Consider the following 16,564-nt stretch of genomic DNA (forward strand, 5'->3'; position numbering starts at 1 on the left):
GGAGAACGCCATGACGACCCTTCCTTACGCTCCCGAAGACAAGGTCAAAATCCGCCTTGCTCCGTCGCGTCAGGCGATCCGGCGCGCGGCGCTCGCGTTCGCCGCGGCGCTGGGTGTCGCCGGAGCTACGGCCTACGGCCACTACTACCTCACGGCCGGACGCTACCTTGAAGCGACGGACGACGCTTATGTCAAAGCCGATACCACGATCATCGCGCCGAAAATTTCCGGCTACGTCGCCGAAGTCCTGGTGACCGACAATGAACCCGTGAAAGCCGGCCAGTTGCTGGCTCGCATTGACGACCGCGACCTGAGGACGGCGCTGAACCAGGCCAAGGCCGACGTTGCAGCCTCTGAAGCTACGGTGAAGAACATCGACGCGCAGATCGAATTGCAGGAACCGCTGATTCAACAGCAGGCGGCCGAGGTGGATGCGACCGAAGCCAGTCTGAAATTCGCGCAGCAGGAACGCGCCCGTTATGACGAGCTGATGAAATCGGGCTCCGGAACGATACAACGTGCTCAGCAGACCGACGCGGCGCTGCGCTCGCAGACCGCCCAGCTGCAGCAAGGCAAAGCGGGATTGCTCGCAGCCAACAAGAAGATCGGGATACTCGCGACCCAGCGCGCGCAGGCTGTCGCGCAACTCGACCGCGCGCTCGCGGTCGAACACCAGAGCGCTCTGAATCTCTCCTACACGCAAATCACGGCGCCCGTGGACGGCACGGTCGGCGCGCGGACGCTGCGGATCGGCCAGTATGTACAGGCCGGAACGCAGCTTATGGCCGTGGTCCCGCTCGACGCGGTTTATGTGGTCGCGAACTTCAAGGAGACCCAGCTTACTCACGTGCGCAACGGTCAGCCGGTCGAACTGCGTGTCGACGGCTTCCATTCGACCAGGCTGAAAGGTCATGTGGACAGCCTGTCGCCAGCGAGCGGCCTGGAGTTTGCCCTGCTGCCGCCCGACAACGCCACCGGCAATTTCACGAAGATCGTGCAGCGTGTTCCGGTGAAGATCGTCCTCGATGACCAGAGCCTGAACGGCCTCTTGCGTCCGGGCATGTCGGCGGAGCCGACCGTCAATACCAAGTCGGCTGTCGTCGCGGAACGCGACGCAGAGAAGCGGTTCGCCTCGCGCGGCGGCAAACCACGCGGCTGACGAAACCAACCTCCTTCACACGTGAGCAGACTGCGATGACGACACTGCGAACCACGATCGATGCCGCGTCCACTGAGGGTCAGTCAACAGCTACCGCTCCCGCCGTCTCCGCAAAAACCTGGCTCGCGGTGACCGGAGCCACGCTGGGCGCGTTCATGGCGGTCCTCAATATCCAGATCGTCAATGCCTCCCTTGCCAATATTCAGGGTGGGATCGGTGCGGGCATCGATGACGGCGGATGGATCTCGACCTCCTATCTGATCGCCGAGATCGTGGTGATCCCCTTGAGCGGCTGGCTTGCCCAGGTGTTCTCGGTTCGCCTCTATCTGCTCAGCAATGCCTTCCTGTTCCTGGTGTTTTCAGCGGCGTGTGCGCTCGCCCAGAACCTGCCGCAGATGATCGTGCTCCGCGCCGTCCAGGGCTTTACCGGCGGCGTGCTGATTCCCATGGCGTTCACCCTCATCATCACGCTGCTGCCAAAGTCGAAGCGGCCGATCGGGCTGGCGATGTTCGCGATTTCAGCGACATTTGCGCCCGCGATCGGTCCGACCATCGGGGGCTACCTCACCGAGAATTTCGGTTGGGAGTACGTTTTCTACGTCAACATCGTCCCGGGCGCGGTCATGATCGCCATGCTCTACACATCGCTGGAAGCGACGCCCATGCGGCTGCGCCTCTTGCGCGACGGCGATTGGGCCGGCATCGCCACGATGGCGATCGGGCTGGCCGCGCTTCAGACCGTGCTGGAGGAGGGCAACAAGGACGACTGGTTCGGATCGCCCTTCATCATTCGCTTGGCCATCATTGCCGGAGTCGCGCTGACCCTGTTCCTCGCCGTCGAACTCACCGGAAAGAAGCCGCTGCTCAATCTGCGCATTCTGTTCCGTCGCAATTTCGGCTTCGGCGTGCTCGCGAATTTCTTGCTCGGCGTATCACTGTATGGCTCGGTCTATGTCCTGCCGGTCTACCTATCGCGCATCCAGGGCCACAATTCCGAGCAGATCGGCATGGTGTTGGCATGGACCGGTCTGCCGCAACTCCTGCTGATCCCGCTCGTACCCCGCCTCATGCAGCGACTCGATCCGCGCCTCGTCATCGGCATCGGCTTTGTGCTCTTTGGGGGGTCCAACTTCTTCAACATCTACATGACCAGTGACTATGCGGCCGACCAGCTGTTCTGGCCAAACGTCATCCGGGCATTTGGTCAAGCCCTCGTCTTTGCGCCGCTGTCGGCGGTCGCCACCGCCGGAATCGAGCCCGAGAATGCCGGGTCTGCGTCCGCCTTGTTCAACATGATGCGCAACCTCGGAGGTGCGATCGGCATCGCCGCTCTTCAGACGCTGCTGACCAAGCGCGAACAGTACCACTCCAACACCCTGACGCAATCGGCATCGATGTTCGAGCAGGCGACCCGCACCCGACTTGATCAGCTCACGCAATATTTCATGAGTCACGGCGTGATCGACCGCGTCGATGCAGCTCATCACGCCTATGTCGCGATTGGCAAGATCATCCAGAAGCAGGCCTTCATCCTCGGCTTCAGCGACACCTTCTATCTGCTCGGCGTCTCCCAGATCGTCGCTCTTCTAGCGGCGGTGATGCTCAAGAAGCCCGATCGCCTCGATGCCGGCGGTGCCCACTAGTCTTCCTCAACCGAAAGGGACTCACATGTTGAACAATAAGGTAGCTGTCGTGACCGGATCAACCAGCGGCATTGGTCTGGGTATCGCCAGGGAATTGGCCAGACTCCGGGCAAACCTCGTATTGAACGGCTTCGGCGAACCGGGCGAGATCGAATCCATCCGCAGCGGGATCGAACGCGAGCACGGCGTGCGCGTCGTTTACGACGGCGCCGATATGTCGAAGGAGCACGCCGTGCGCGGAATGATCGCCAGAACGATCGAGACATTCGGGCGCCTCGACATCCTCGTCAACAACGCCGGTATACAGTTCACCGCACCCATCGAGGAGTTTCCCACCGCCAAGTGGAATGCAATTCTCGACATCAACCTGTCCGCCGCATTTCACGGGATTGCCGCGGCGGTGCCCCAGATGAAAAAGCAGCGATGGGGACGGATCGTCAACATCGCGTCGACGCACGGCCTGGTCGCATCGACGCACAAGGCGGCCTATGTCGCAGCCAAGCACGGGTTGGTCGGTCTGACCAAGGTGGTCGGTCTGGAGACGGCGGGCAGCGGCGTCACTTGCAATACAGTCTGTCCAGGGTGGGTACGAACGCCCTTGGTCGAAAAGCAGATCAGCGACATCGCCGCTCAAAAGCACATAAGCCAGAAGGAGGCAGCCGACGAGATCTTGGCTGAAAAGCAGCCATCCCTCGACTTTGTCTCGCCCTCGCAGCTTGGCGGCACCGTGGCCTTCCTCTGTTCGCCTGCGGCAGACCAGATCACGGGCACGGCAATCTCGGTGGACGGCGGTTGGACCGCGCAGTAGCGAAACAAACACGGCGGGCGCCCCCGCCGATTCAATCCAGAACATGGAGGCCATCATGGGTGCAAGTCAGAAAGTCGCAATCATCACCGGCGCGTCGCAGGGTATCGGTGAGGCCCTCGTCAGGGCTTATCGCGATCGCGATTTTTGCGTCATCGCAAATTCGCGCTCGATCAGGCCCTCGACTGATCCCAATATCTCGACGGTTGCCGGCGACATCACCGATTCAGCCACTGCGGACCGCATCATGTCGCAGGCGATCGAGCGCTTCGGCCGCGTGGATACCCTCATCAACAATGCCGGCATCTTCATCGGCAAGCCATTCACCGAATATACGTCCAAAGATTATGCCAGCGTGGTGGCGATCAATCTCAATGGCTTTTTCCATATCACTCAACGCGCTGTCGCGGAAATGCTCAAGCGGAAATCCGGGCATATCGTGCAGATCACGAGCAGTCTGGACGAGAACGCTGACAGCCGCGTACCGTCCGTGCTAGCAGCCTTGACGAAGGGCGGCTTGAACGCGGCAACGAAATCGCTCGCAGTCGAATATGCAAGCCGAGGAATCCGCGTCAACGCGGTGGCGCCGGGCGCCACCAAAACGCCCATGCATGCGCCGGAAATGTATGAATTCCTGGCTGGGCTGCATCCGATCGGACGGATGGGCGAAGTGAACGAAATTGTCGACGCGGTGATGTACCTGGAAGGAGCAGGCTTCACCACCGGCGAGATCCTACACGTCGACGGCGGACAGAGCGCTGGAATTTAGGAGCGGATATCGCGCCCCCAAATCATGGGTTGGCGTGGCTGACCTTCCGAAGCATCGAAGCCGACCGGGCAATGGCACGCGCTTGACATCATCGCGCTGGCGGCCACCATCGCACCCGGGCGTCGTCAGGTCGCCCGGGCGCCCATCGCGACGACGGGCCTGCGGTGGCAGGTCACCGCATGGAGAGATCCTTCGACGAACCGGTTGGGCCCAGCGGCGTCTTGGAAACGCTTGCGCAATGGGCAACACGTTGCCATCGCGGACCTCGCGCCATACGAATTTCCCTACTGCAACGCAGGAACGACTGCATCGTTCGCATTGCGTGTCGTCGACCGCGTCCGCTTTGCGCGGATTCGTTGACATTGATCGGTGCCGTTGCATACTTGACGCGGCTTCCAGCACCATCGCCGCGACATGAACTTCGGCGAGCCTCACATGTCGGTGGTGCGTAGGCGGCCCAATCTGACCTGACCAGCACTTTAACATAAGCAGCGTCAAAAAAGGGAGGATTTCGTGGTGAAGCAGCAAGAGCATGATCAACATCCCGCAACGCACCCGACCCGGCGAACGGTGCTCAAGAGCGCGGCCGGAGCCGCCGCACTTGGCACAACCGGCGCGCTCGGCACGTTCTCCGAGCTTGCATTCGCCCAGGCCAATCTGCGCGCGGAGATCACCAAGATTCCTGGCGTCGGCAAGGGTGCGCCCACCGACGCCGACTGGCAAAAGGTCGGCGAGCTCTGCCTCGGCCCGACCAAGGCAAGCATCAAGGAGGGTGAGTTCAAGGGCGTCGAACTCTCCTTCATGGGACTGAATAATCAGAACTTGCACAATCTGCTGTTCCGCGGCTTCCTGAAGCCATGGGAGGCCTATACGGGCGCGAAAATCTCCTGGATCGATTTGGCGCAGGCCGACTACAACCCACGCCTGCAACAGGCGATCGCAACTGGTACCGTCGATTTCGACATCCTCGAGATGGGTGCGCCCTTCGAGGGCGACGTCTGCGGCAAGGGTCTCGCCTCAGAAATGCCGGACTGGGTCAAGAAGCAAATCGATATCGATGACTACGTCGCTTACCTGAAGCCGCCGGTCGGCACCTGGAACGGCAAGACCTATCGCGTCACGATCGATGGCGATTGCCATAACTTCAACTATCGCACCGACGTATTCTCGGACGCCGCGCTCGCCAAGGCCTGGAAGGATGCCGGCAACGCAAGCGAATGGGGAGTGCCGAAAACCTGGCAGCAGGTGCAGGCGGTCACGAAGTTCCTCAAGGGCCAGAAGTTCAAGGGCCAGAGCGTCTATGGCTATCTGGACGCGCCAAAGCCCTGGGGTGGGTTCGGCTTCTATTTTCTCGGCAGCCGCGCGACTGCCTACGCCAAACATCCCGACGACAAGGCATGGCTGTTCGACATCGACACGATGAAGCCGCGCATCAACAATCCGGCCTGGGTGCGCGCCATCCAGGACGTGATCGATGCGTTGCCCTCCGAGCCGGCCGACCAGCTCAATGCCGATCCGAACACCACCGGCTTCCAGCAATTTTTGGCCGGCATCGGCTCGATGATCCCCTGGTGGGGTGACATCGGCCAGGTGGCGAAGGCGAGCGACACGTCCGTCATTGGCGATACCGTCGGTTTCGACATCTTGCCGGGGTCGGACGACGTCTACAATTCCAAGACCGGCCAATGGGACAAGCTTCCGAGCGGGCCGAACAATGCACCGAACTGCGCCTATCTCGGCTGGGGCATCTATGTGATGGCGCGGGTCAATGGCGACGAGAAGAAGCACAAGGCGGCCTGGAGCGCGGCCGCGCATCTCGGCGGCAAGGATCTATCGCTCTGGACGGTGATGTATCCATCGGGCTTCCAGGTCCACCGGACCAGCCACTCTCACATCGATGAATGGGTGGCGGCAGGTTACGACAGGAAGTACATCACGTCCTATCTGAACTCGCAGTTCAACTCGTACAACCATCCCAATCGGGCGGTCGAGCCGCGCATCCCCGGCATCTTCCAGTACTACAGCGTCGCCGAGGACGAGCTGACGAAGATCTTCTCCGGCAAGCTCGACGCGCAGACCGGCGCCAACAACATCGCCGCCGCCTGGGAGAAGCTGACCGACCAACTCGGCCGCGAGCGGCAGATCGGACTCTACAAGGCCTCTTTCGGCGTATAGGGTGGATGATCTCGCTGCAGACCTCGAAGCCAGACGCGCCCCCCTCCCCCACGTGCGGGGGAGGGGCAGGGAGAGGATGCGTCCGCATTGGGAGTCCCGGAGTGGAGAGTGCCCTCACCCGCGCCTTAGGCAGAGCCGTGGCTTTGCTTTCGGCATTTCGCGAGAGGACGGTCGCCGAAGGCGGCCTATGCTCTCCCGCACGCGGGAAAGCTGAAGCGCGGCCCGGCGAGATCGAATTCGATGCAAAGTTCCGTTAACATAGCCGACGCCGTCGCCCCGAAAGCAGCGATCAAGCGCGCAGTGCGCGGGCGCGCCACGGTCGGCCGCATCTTGATCGGTCTCGCCTCGCTCGTGTTCCTGGTCGTGCTGGTCGTTCAGGTCCTGCATGCAGCCGGCGCGATCGACGCCGGCTTCTCGACCTGGCGCCCGATCCTGATCGTCTACCTGCTCTGGGCGATCGCGTTCGGGACCGCGCAGGTGCTCATTCGCGGCGAGCGCGGCCAGCGCGCGCTGTTCCTGCTGCCGGCCGTGTTCTTCACCGTCGCCGTGGTGATCTTTCCGACCATCTTCGGGCTCTACATCGCCTCGCTCGACTGGAACCTGTCCTCGATCGAGGGCCCGCACTTTAGTGGGCTCGACAACGTAAGGGCCATGCTGAGTGACACCTACTACTGGAATGCGCTCGGCAATATGGTGTTCTACTCCGTCGCAGTGCTCGGCGAGTATGCGATCGCGTTCGCGCTCGCGCTGCTGCTCAGCGCCGAGATCCGCGCGCGGAAATTCTTTCGTGTTGTATTCCTGCTGCCGATGATGCTGAGCCCGGTCGCCGTGAGCTGGATGATCGGCAAGTCGCTCCTGGAATATCGCTTCGGTCCGGCGGCGACGCTGGCGCGCAATCTCGGATGGGACAACCCGGCCTTCTTCGCCTCCCCCTGGATGGCACGTTTCACGATCCAGGCGATGGACGCCTGGGTATCCATTCCCTTCATCATGATCATCCTGCTCGCGGGCCTCCAGGCCATGCCCAAGGAGGTGCAGGAGGCCGCCAAGGTCGACGGCGCGAACGGCTGGCAGTCGTTCTGGCACGTGACGTTTCCGATCATGCTGCCGGTCAGCATCACCGTGCTCATCATCCGCATCATTTTCAAGCTGAAACTTGCCGACATCGTCATCAACGTCACCGCCGGCGGTCCTGGCGGCGCGACCGACACCGTGTCGAGCTTCATCTACCGCGTCTACCGCGACCGCTCGAACGTCGGATACGGCACCGCTCTCGCGATGGTCTATCTGCTTCTGATCATCGTGCTGCTGACGCTGGTGCTGCGCTTGTCCAAACGCTGGACGCAGCGGGTTACTTGAGGGAGTTGCTCACGTGGCTGTCACGACCGCGATATCCGCCCGCAGGCACCCCGTCGCACCGCGCGCCAAGCGAATGGCGAGCCGCGCGCTGATCTACGCCGCGCTGCTGTTCTGGACATTCATTTGCCTGTTTCCGATCTATTGGACTGTCACGACCTCGTTCAAGTCGGCGGTCGACGTGACGCAGGCGCACCTGATCCCGTGGGTGGACTTCAATCCGGACTGGAAGGGCTGGCGCTCGCTCGGGCTGTCGCCGGATACGCTGTTCGAAACCTCCACCGCCCGCTCCGAGTTCGTCAACCGCTTCATCAACAGCATCATCACCTCCGTCGGCGCGTCGGTCCTGGCACTGATCCTCGGATCGCTGGCGGCGTATGGCTTGAGCCGCTTCCGCTACAAATTCGCCTGGATGCGCAACGACGATATCCTGTTCTTCTTCATGTCGCAGCTCATCCTTCCGCCGGTAGTGCTCGCCCTGCCCTTCCTCGTGCTCTACAAGGCGCTCGCGCTACTCGACACCACCTTCGGCCTGATCCTGCTCTATACGCTGACAGTGCTGCCGATCGTCATCTGGATCATGCGGGACCAGTTCAATGCCATACCGGTCGAGCTCGACGAGGCGGCTTTCGTCGATGGTCTGTCGACCTGGGGCGCGTTTCTGCGCATCATCCTGCCCTTGGCTTTTCCTGGTATGGCGGCGGCTTTTATTCTCTCGCTGGTGCTGTGCTGGAACGAGTATTTCTTCGCCGCGCTGCTGACCAGCACGGATGCCAAGACCCTGCCCGTGATGGTTGCGAGCCAAACCGGCTCGCAAGGCATCAACTGGTGGTCGATGGCGGCACTATCGACGGCCGCAATCGCGCCCCTCGTCCTGATCGGCATCTTCCTGGAGCGCTACATCGTCAGCGGGCTGACGACCGGCGCGGGCAAATAGGCGACTAGCGACTGCTTGCACCGGCACAGGCGCGCCTGCCGCGCTACATGATCTCTTTAACCTCTCGTCTGACTGCTGTTCCCGCAGGGAGGGCCGCGCGCAGCGTATCGCCAGTCGAAAGCTGCGGAATCGCGAGGATCTGCGAAAGTTCGACGCCTGCGTTCCCTTTCCGGCGCCAAGAGGTCCCAATAGTCTTCCCTCAGCGTGAGTTTTGATCGCGGCGCGCGAAATCGCCCTCTCAAGTGGGGGCATCGTCCGCGTCTCCCCCGCAAGTCGCGCCCACTTGCCGGGTTCGTGATCCCCGTAGTGAAGGAAGAAGTGTTCGATCTGCTTCCAGGTGATCGCGTGCAGATCGATGTACGTCTGCACTTGTTGGTAGCGTTCAGTGAGACGCGCCGACGGCACCGGCAATCGAGGGCCTTGAAGACTCGTCCCGCTCCTCACCATTCATTTCCAGCGGAAATAGACACAAAGCAGCGTTTGAAACAGCCGCCCGTCAGCGTGCGCGCGGACAGTTGGGTCCGCGCGCGATACGGCCTTTAGAAGAAGCCGAGCTTCTTCGGGCTGTAGCTGACCAGCAGATTCTTGGTCTGCTGATAGTGGTCGAGCATCATCTTGTGGGTCTCGCGACCGATACCCGACTGCTTGTAGCCGCCGAAGGCGGCATGGGCGGGATAGGCATGATAGCAGTTGGTCCAGACCCGGCCGGCCTGGATCGCTCGGCCGAAGCGATAGCAGCGATTGGCGTCGCGGCTCCAGACGCCGGCGCCGAGGCCGTATAGCGTGTCGTTGGCGATCGCGAGCGCCTCCTCGTCGGTCTTGAAGGTGGTGACGGAGACCACGGGGCCGAAAATCTCCTCCTGGAAGATCCGCATCTTGTTGTTGCCGTGGAACACGGTCGGCTGGACGTAGAAGCCGCCAGAGAGATCGCCGCCGAGATCGGCCCGCGCGCCGCCGGTCAGGAGTTGCGCGCCCTCCTTCTTGCCAATGTCGATATAGGACAGGATCTTCTCCAACTGCTCGCCGGAGGCCTGAGCACCGATCATGGTCCCGGCGTTGCGCGGGTCGCCCTGGGTGATGGCCCGGACACGCTTCAAGGCCTTCTCCATGAAACGCTCATAGATCGACTCCTGCACCAGCGCCCGGCTCGGACAGGTGCAGACCTCGCCCTGGTTCAGCGCGAACATGACGAAGCCCTCGATCGCCTTGTCGAGGAAGTCATCGTTCTCAGCCGCCACGTCCTTGAAGAAGATGTTCGGCGACTTCCCGCCGAGCTCGAGCGTAACCGGGATCAGGTTCTGGCTGGCATACTGCATGATCAGCCGGCCGGTGGAGGTTTCGCCGGTGAAGGCGATCTTGGAGATGCGCGGACTCGACGCGAGCGGCTTGCCGGCCTCGAGCCCGAAGCCGTTGACAATGTTGAGCACACCGGGCGGCAGCAGGTCGCCGATCAGCTCGATCCAGACCATGATCGAGGCCGGAGTCTGCTCCGCAGGCTTCAGTACGACGCAGTTGCCTGCCGCGAGCGCCGGCGCCATCTTCCAGCACGCCATCAGCAACGGGAAGTTCCAGGGAATGATCTGACCGACGACGCCCAACGGCTCATGGAAATGATAAGCGACGGTGTCGTTGTCGATTTCGGCAAGGCTACCCTCCTGGCCGCGCACGACGCCGGCGAAATAGCGGAAATGGTCGATCGCCAGCGGCAGGTCGGCGGCGCGGGTCTCGCGGATGGGCTTGCCGTTGTCCCAGGTCTCGGCGATCGCCAACAGCTCGAGATTTTCTTCCATCCGGTCCGCGATGCGGTTGAGAATGAGAGCGCGTTCGACCACGCTGGTGCGGCCCCAGGCCTCCTTGGCGGCATGGGCTGCGTCGAGCGCAGCTTCGACGTCCGGCGCTTCCGAGCGCGCGATCTTGCAGACCACCTGCCCCGTCACCGGCGAGGCGTTGTCGAAATACTTGCCCGACCTGGGCGCGACCCATTTGCCGCCGATGAAATTGTCATAACGTTCGGTAAACGGATTTTGCGATGCCGTGAGGAATTCCGGCTTGTTCATGATTCACTCCCGCTGTTGCATTGATTGATTACCGGCCTCGCGTCAGCGCGATGCCGAGATCGAACATGTCGGGTGAAAGCGAAAATGTCAGCCGGCCGGTCTCGGATCGCACCTGCAACCTGTCTCAAAGGTGCGACATCCGACGCTGCGCGGGTGCTCGAATGCCTGTAAGGAATTCAAGCGAGCGGCTTAAGGTCGAAGCGCTTGAGCTTGCGATGCAAGGTGGCGCGGCTAACCCCAAGCGCCCTCGCCGCTGCCGAGACATTGCCTCCCGCGCGCGTCAGCGCCCGTTGCAAGGTCGCGCGTTGCGCGTCGCCGAGCCGCTCATGGATCCCTTCCTCGCAGCAGAGCAGATCCGCGGCCGGGACCGGCCGCAACTGACGATCGGGCGGGATGCCAAACACCAAGCGAGCGTCGCGCGTGGCCCCGACCACGAGGTCGTCCCGGTCGATCGCCAGCAACCCGCTGCCGCGGATATCAATCGGCGGCGTCAGCACGATCCGAGCATCTGCAAAAGCGTACCGGAACAGCTCGGTCTCGATCCGCCGCGCCGCTTCACCGAGCGCGAGCGTGATCAGATTCGCGATCGTGTCGGTGTGATCGGCGCGGCAGGAGGAAACATCGAGAACGCCTGCCAGCCTTGCGTGGCCGTCGTAGATCGGAACAGCCGTACAACTGAGCAGCGTGTTGCGCGAGAAGAAATGCTGATCGCGGTGGATCGTCAACGCGCGCTGCTCGGCCAGACAGGTGCCGATGCCGTTGGTTCCTTCGTACTCCTCGCTCCAGAGCGAGCCGGTCCACAGGCCCCAACGCTCGAACGTGGGGTCGTCGGCTGGAGCTCCACGTCGATCGACGGGGACGCCCTCGCGGCTGGCCAACAGCACACAGCATCCGATAGCGCCCACGGCGTGATACAGTCGGTTCATTGCGAACCGCGCGGCACCGATCAATAACTCATTTCGTTCGATCGCTTGCCGCACCTCGGGTTCCGTCAGCCGTAGCGGCGGTCGGACACCGGACGGATCGAGACAGTGCAATCGGGAAGAACGGCACCAGGACGCGACCACGGCGGATCTCGCTGCTTGGCCCGAGCCGATCGCAGCTTCGACCCGATCGGCGTGATGGTGCTCGCTAATCGCTCCCATGTGATCCTCCGTCTCCGTCCGCGGCCTACCATTTCTTCGTCGGAGATTCTTGGCACGCAAAACGGCATGGGTTTCGGGCATCGTCGCCCAGCCTTCGGCAGTCCTTGAAATGACCGCTCACAACAGCGAGCGAGTTGCGGACAGAGCTCGCGCTTGCCGTCCCGGCATCGCCCGGACTCCGTAGGCCATCGCCTCGCAGGAGGCGGATAAGCCCGCCGAGCGCCTTCTCGGCCAAGACAATCAGCAGCAGCCGGGCCCCCGAAGCAGGTCAATTGTTTCTGGCCTTGAAGGCTTCTTTCTGAGCGCATCGATTGTGTAACTGTTCGCGCAATATTCCGGATAGTGCAGAGCCGCCGTCCCGGCCTGCATCTCACGGTTGCACCGGAACTTCGTCGAGCAAAGTGAGCATACCAACGTAAGGTCGCGCAGCACACCCGGCTCCTTGTCGGCAATCGATCCCTCGTCAATTCCCAGCGCCTCGAGCAGCTGCGGCAATTCTTTGGCACCCTGCCTGCTATGAGCAACGAGAGTTTCGAGCTCGGCGCGCGGGATGCGGAGATCACGCGCAATCGACTCGACTTCCGACGTACCGAGTGCACGGATGTCGGCAGAACGGTGCAACTGGCCGAGCCAGTCCGCGACTCTCCCGATCAACCTGCTGGCGATCGATGCCGACCCGATGGCTGTTGTCATGGCGACCTCCCGAAGATTTTGAACAGATGCAATATTCTGCTGAAGAGCGGCGCCTTGCATTGCGCCAGGTCAAACTCGGCAGCAATTCGCCACGGCCGGCTGCTCGCCGGCGTCAAGCCGCGCCAGTGTCCACCGGCACGACAATGCGACGGTAAAGATGCCAAGTGGTGTGGCCGAGCACCGGGAGTGTCACCATCAGGCCGAGAAAATACGGAATCGCCGAGACTGCTAACAGCACGACAATAACCGCGGCCCATCCCAACATCGGTCCAGGACTGGCCGCAACCGCGCGTACGCTGGTGATCATTGCAGTAACGAAATCGACATCCCGGTCGAGCAGCAACGGGAACGATACGACCGTAAGCGAAAAAAGCATCAGCGATAGGGCTGCACCAACGGCGTTGCCGACGGCCAGGAACAAGAGCCCTTCGTTGGTCGTGAGCACAATCGTCATGAACTCATGCAAGCTGGAAAACGAGGCATTGAGCCCAATCAGCAGCGCCATCAGCAGCCGCACCTGGTACATCCACACAACAAAGATGAAAAGCGTGACGAAAGCCATCCAACCGATCTCGCCCCGGGACTTCACACTGGACCATATCGCCGCAACCGAAATCGTCAGCCCGTTCTCGCGTCGACGGCTCACGTCATAGAGCCCGGTGGCGACGAACGGACCAATCATCGCAAACCCGGCGGCGAGCGGATAGGCAAGGTAGACGAGGCCGAGCCTCAGCAGGCAGAGCATGATGGCGATGCCCCCCGCAGCATAGAGCGCGCCGAAGACCACCCCGTAGAGCGGCACCGCCTGAAAATCGCGCAAGCCCTCACTCAAGGCTTCGACAATATCGGCAACCGCGATACGCCGCACCACGGGATCAGTCTTGCCGGATACCGACTTCATCGACCTTTCCACTCGCCAGGCATATTTTATGCAGGCCCCGACTTGCCGCTGCTTTCACCGAGTGGAGAGCCGCGTCCCGGCTGGAGCGATCGGGTCTCATCATCGTCGTCGGCAATCGCCCGCCAGGCGGCGCCGTCGAGATCGTCATACTGGCCGCTGCGAAGCGACCACAGGAAGGCGGCAAGACCGGCGAGGCCGAGCATCAGCGCCAGCGGCACCAGGATGACCAGGATCTCCATCACACGATCTCCCGCGAGGTGTTGCGGGCGCGCAGCGAATTCAGCATCACCAGGATCGAGGATCCGCTCATGGCGGCCGCCGCGATCAGCGGCGTCACGACGCCGCTGATCGCGACCGGCACGGCCAGCACATTGTAGCCGATCGCAAGCCAGAGATTTTGCCGCATCAGATGCAGCGCCTTGCGCGCGGAATCGATGGCCGCGACAACCGGCGCCAGCGGTCGGCCGAGGAAGACGAGATCGGCGGTGGCCTGGCTCAGATGCGCGGCCGAGATGGGCGACATCGAGACGTGCGCTGCCGCGAGCGACGGCGCATCGTTCATGCCGTCGCCGACCATCAGCACCTTTGCACCGCGCCGCTTCAGCTCTTCGATCCGCGCAATCTTGTCGGCCGGCGTGACGCCGGCGCGCCATTCGGCGATGCCGAGCGCATGAGCCGCCGCGATCACAGCGGGCTCGCGGTCGCCGGAGAGAATCTCGATACCGATGTTGCGATCCTTCAGCGCCGCGATCACGGCCTGCGCATCCGGACGCAGACCCTGGCGCACCGAGAGGGCGAATTTCGCGTCGCCCTTGCTGAAGGCGACGACCGAAGCTTCGGGGTCGAGATCGGCGCCGGTCACCAACGCCTCCGCTCCGCAGAAGGAAGCACGGCCAAGGCGGATCTCAACACCGTCCACCGCTGCGCGGACGCCGCGCCCGGCCTCTTCGACGGCACCGACGATCGGCGATCTCGCGCCGGCAGCCTGCGCAACCGCGGCGGCGACGGGATGATGGCTCGACAATGCGAGGCGTCCGGCCAGCTCGAACATCTCGCCGGGAACGTCTGCGGCGTTGCTCACGTCGAGATCCGGCAGCGTCAGCGTGCCGGTCTTGTCGAAGATGACGTGGTCGGCTTCGGCGAGGCGCTCGATCGCATCGCCGGAATTGAGCAGCACGCCAGCCCTGAACATCGTGCCCGAGGCCACCGTCTGCACGGTCGGGATCGCAAGCCCGAGCGCACAGGGGCAGGTGATGATCAGAACCGCAACCCCGGTGACGACAGCATCATGCCAGCTCGCGCCCGCGATCACCCAGCCCAGAATCGTGATCAGCGCGGTCGCATGCACCACCGGCGCATAAAGCCGCGAGGCACGGTCGGCCAGCCGCATGTAGCGCGAGCGCGCCTGGAGCGCATTGTCGAGCAGCCGGGCGATCTCGGCAAGCAGCGTCGCCTCCGATGCAGCAGAGACCCGCACCCGCAACGTGCCCGAGACGTTCATCGAGCCCGCATAGACGGGCGTACCCTGCTCGGCCGTGACATAGAGCGTCTCGCCAGTGATCAGGCTCTGGTCGATCTCGGAGCGCCCCTCGATCACCGTGCCGTCGACCGCACAGCGCTCGCCGGGCCGCAGCAGCACGATGTCGCCGGGATGGATCGCTGCGACCGGCACCTGCGAGATTTCGTCAGGTCCGACGAACTTCGCTGCGGTCTCCGCCTTCAACGCCGCCAGATTGCCGGCGACCGCGCGGGTCCGCCGCCGCATATTCTGGTCGAGGAAACGGCCGACCAGCAGGAACGTGAGCAGCATGATCGCCGCATCGAAATATGCGTGCCCGGCGTGGTTGATGGTCTCGACCACGGACATGCCGAGCGCAAGACCCACGCCGATCGAGATCGGCACGTCCATGTTGGTGGTCTTGTTGGACAGCGCGCGCCAGGCCGAGCGGAAGAACGGTTGGCCGGCATAGGCCGCCGCCGGCAGCGCGATCAGCGCAGACAGCCAGTGGAAGAAGTCGCGCTGTTCCGGCAGCATGTCCGAGACATTGCCCGACCATACCGGGATCGACAGCATCATCACGTTCATGGTCGCAAACGCGGCAACGCCGAGACATCGCAGCAGGAAGCGCGCTTCCGCGACCTCGGTCGCCTCAGCGCTCTCGGTTTCGTAAGGATAGGCCCTGTAGCCGAGCTCCTCGAGCCGATCGATAAATCGCGCCGGATCCAGCGTGCCCTCTTTCCATTCCAGCGCGACACGCCGGTCGGTGAGGTTCACCCGCGCCAGCGTGACGTCAGGAATGGCCAACAGGCCGCGCTCGATCTTGGCCATGCAGCCCGCGCAGTGGACGCCATCCACCGCGAGATCGATATGCTGGAAACCAGCGCCCGCGGCCCGGACGTAATGAGAGAAATCGCGTGTGACCTGCATGGCGAGACCTCAGTTCAGGACCACGCGGTTGCGTGACAGGAACACGCGCTCGCCCCTGGCGTCGCCCTCGATCACGAGATCCCATTGGCCCGGCGCAACGGCAGATGCGCTGCCGCGATAGATGCCGATGCCGGCCTCCGCGAGCTCGACGGCCAGATCGGCGCGTTTGTCGGTCGGCCGCTCCAGGCGGCCTGCGAACCGCAACCCGGTCAGCGGCTCGTCCGCCGCATCGCGTGCCTCGACCTGAAGCACGGCATTGCCGTCGGCGCGCCGGTCGATATGCGCACTCACCTTCCATTTGCGTGCGGCCTGGTCCTGCGCCGCCGAGATCTCGTGGTCATAGGCGAGGCCCGCGGCATAGGGGCTGTCGACGTCGGTGCCCGGCAACGTCGCGATCGCGAGCTTCATCATCGTGACGTTGACGCCGATCACCAGCCCGAAGAAGGCGACCAGCATCAGGAGCACCTTCGTTCCGGTCAGCGGCTTGGTGGCCATT

At 62.9% G+C, this 16,564-nt stretch carries 14 protein-coding genes; 7 read left to right on the forward strand and 7 right to left on the reverse strand.

Features of this window, described 5'->3' with window-relative positions; genetic code table 11:
- The first annotated feature begins 10 nt into the window (after positions 1–10).
- The 7 genes from ACVIIW_RS35120 to ACVIIW_RS35150 all read left to right on the forward strand — a co-directional run bounded on the left by ACVIIW_RS35120 (position 11) and on the right by ACVIIW_RS35150 (position 8,844).
- A complete protein-coding gene (locus ACVIIW_RS35120) occupies positions 11–1,159 on the forward strand; it encodes an HlyD family secretion protein (protein ID WP_456704891.1) in 1,149 nt (382 codons plus the stop codon).
- A gap of 35 nt (positions 1,160–1,194) precedes the next feature.
- A complete protein-coding gene (locus ACVIIW_RS35125) occupies positions 1,195–2,802 on the forward strand; it encodes an MDR family MFS transporter (protein ID WP_456704892.1) in 1,608 nt (535 codons plus the stop codon).
- 25 nt (positions 2,803–2,827) lie between these two features.
- On the forward strand, positions 2,828–3,610 hold the full coding sequence (locus ACVIIW_RS35130; RefSeq protein ID WP_456704893.1) for a 3-hydroxybutyrate dehydrogenase: 783 nt from the start codon (positions 2,828–2,830) through the stop codon (positions 3,608–3,610).
- Between the two features lie 55 nt (positions 3,611–3,665).
- A complete protein-coding gene (locus ACVIIW_RS35135) occupies positions 3,666–4,376 on the forward strand; it encodes an SDR family NAD(P)-dependent oxidoreductase (RefSeq protein ID WP_456705344.1) in 711 nt (236 codons plus the stop codon).
- Positions 4,377–4,892: 516 nt separating this feature from the next.
- The gene (locus tag ACVIIW_RS35140; RefSeq protein WP_456705345.1) at positions 4,893–6,551 is read left to right on the forward strand and encodes a sugar ABC transporter substrate-binding protein; all 1,659 of its coding nucleotides are present in this window, start codon (positions 4,893–4,895) and stop codon (positions 6,549–6,551) included.
- A gap of 240 nt (positions 6,552–6,791) precedes the next feature.
- Entirely contained in the window at positions 6,792–7,910 is a 1,119-nt protein-coding gene (locus tag ACVIIW_RS35145; RefSeq protein ID WP_456704894.1) for a carbohydrate ABC transporter permease, read from the forward strand.
- Between the two features lie 73 nt (positions 7,911–7,983).
- The gene (locus tag ACVIIW_RS35150) at positions 7,984–8,844 is read left to right on the forward strand and encodes a carbohydrate ABC transporter permease (protein WP_456705346.1); all 861 of its coding nucleotides are present in this window, start codon (positions 7,984–7,986) and stop codon (positions 8,842–8,844) included.
- A gap of 539 nt (positions 8,845–9,383) precedes the next feature.
- On the opposite strand, the gene adh is transcribed toward ACVIIW_RS35150, so the two are convergent.
- From adh to ACVIIW_RS35185, 7 genes are all read right to left on the reverse strand, one after another.
- On the reverse strand, positions 9,384–10,901 hold the full coding sequence (gene adh / locus ACVIIW_RS35155) for an aldehyde dehydrogenase (protein WP_456704895.1): 1,518 nt from the start codon (positions 10,899–10,901) through the stop codon (positions 9,384–9,386).
- 176 nt (positions 10,902–11,077) lie between these two features.
- Positions 11,078–12,046 carry a GAF domain-containing protein gene (locus ACVIIW_RS35160; protein ID WP_456704896.1) on the reverse strand — a complete coding sequence of 323 codons (969 nt, stop codon included), beginning with the start codon at positions 12,044–12,046 and terminating at the stop codon, positions 11,078–11,080.
- 240 nt (positions 12,047–12,286) lie between these two features.
- Entirely contained in the window at positions 12,287–12,739 is a 453-nt protein-coding gene (locus ACVIIW_RS35165) for a DUF6455 family protein (RefSeq protein WP_456704897.1), read from the reverse strand.
- 112 nt (positions 12,740–12,851) lie between these two features.
- Positions 12,852–13,640, reverse strand: a complete 789-nt coding sequence (locus tag ACVIIW_RS35170) for a DUF2189 domain-containing protein (protein ID WP_456704898.1) — start codon at positions 13,638–13,640, stop codon at positions 12,852–12,854.
- 26 nt (positions 13,641–13,666) lie between these two features.
- Positions 13,667–13,879, reverse strand: a complete 213-nt coding sequence (ccoS, locus tag ACVIIW_RS35175; RefSeq protein ID WP_456704899.1) for a cbb3-type cytochrome oxidase assembly protein CcoS — start codon at positions 13,877–13,879, stop codon at positions 13,667–13,669.
- Positions 13,879–16,068 (reverse strand): cation-translocating P-type ATPase, encoded by a 2,190-nt coding sequence (locus tag ACVIIW_RS35180; protein ID WP_456704900.1) that lies wholly within the window; start codon positions 16,066–16,068, stop codon positions 13,879–13,881. Before ACVIIW_RS35180 ends, ccoS begins: the two co-directional genes overlap by 1 nt.
- Before the next feature lie 9 nt (positions 16,069–16,077).
- The gene (locus tag ACVIIW_RS35185; RefSeq protein WP_456704901.1) at positions 16,078–16,563 is read right to left on the reverse strand and encodes a FixH family protein; all 486 of its coding nucleotides are present in this window, start codon (positions 16,561–16,563) and stop codon (positions 16,078–16,080) included.
- Position 16,564: the final 1 nt, after the last annotated feature.

This window comes from Bradyrhizobium sp. USDA 4449 (assembly GCF_054056275.1).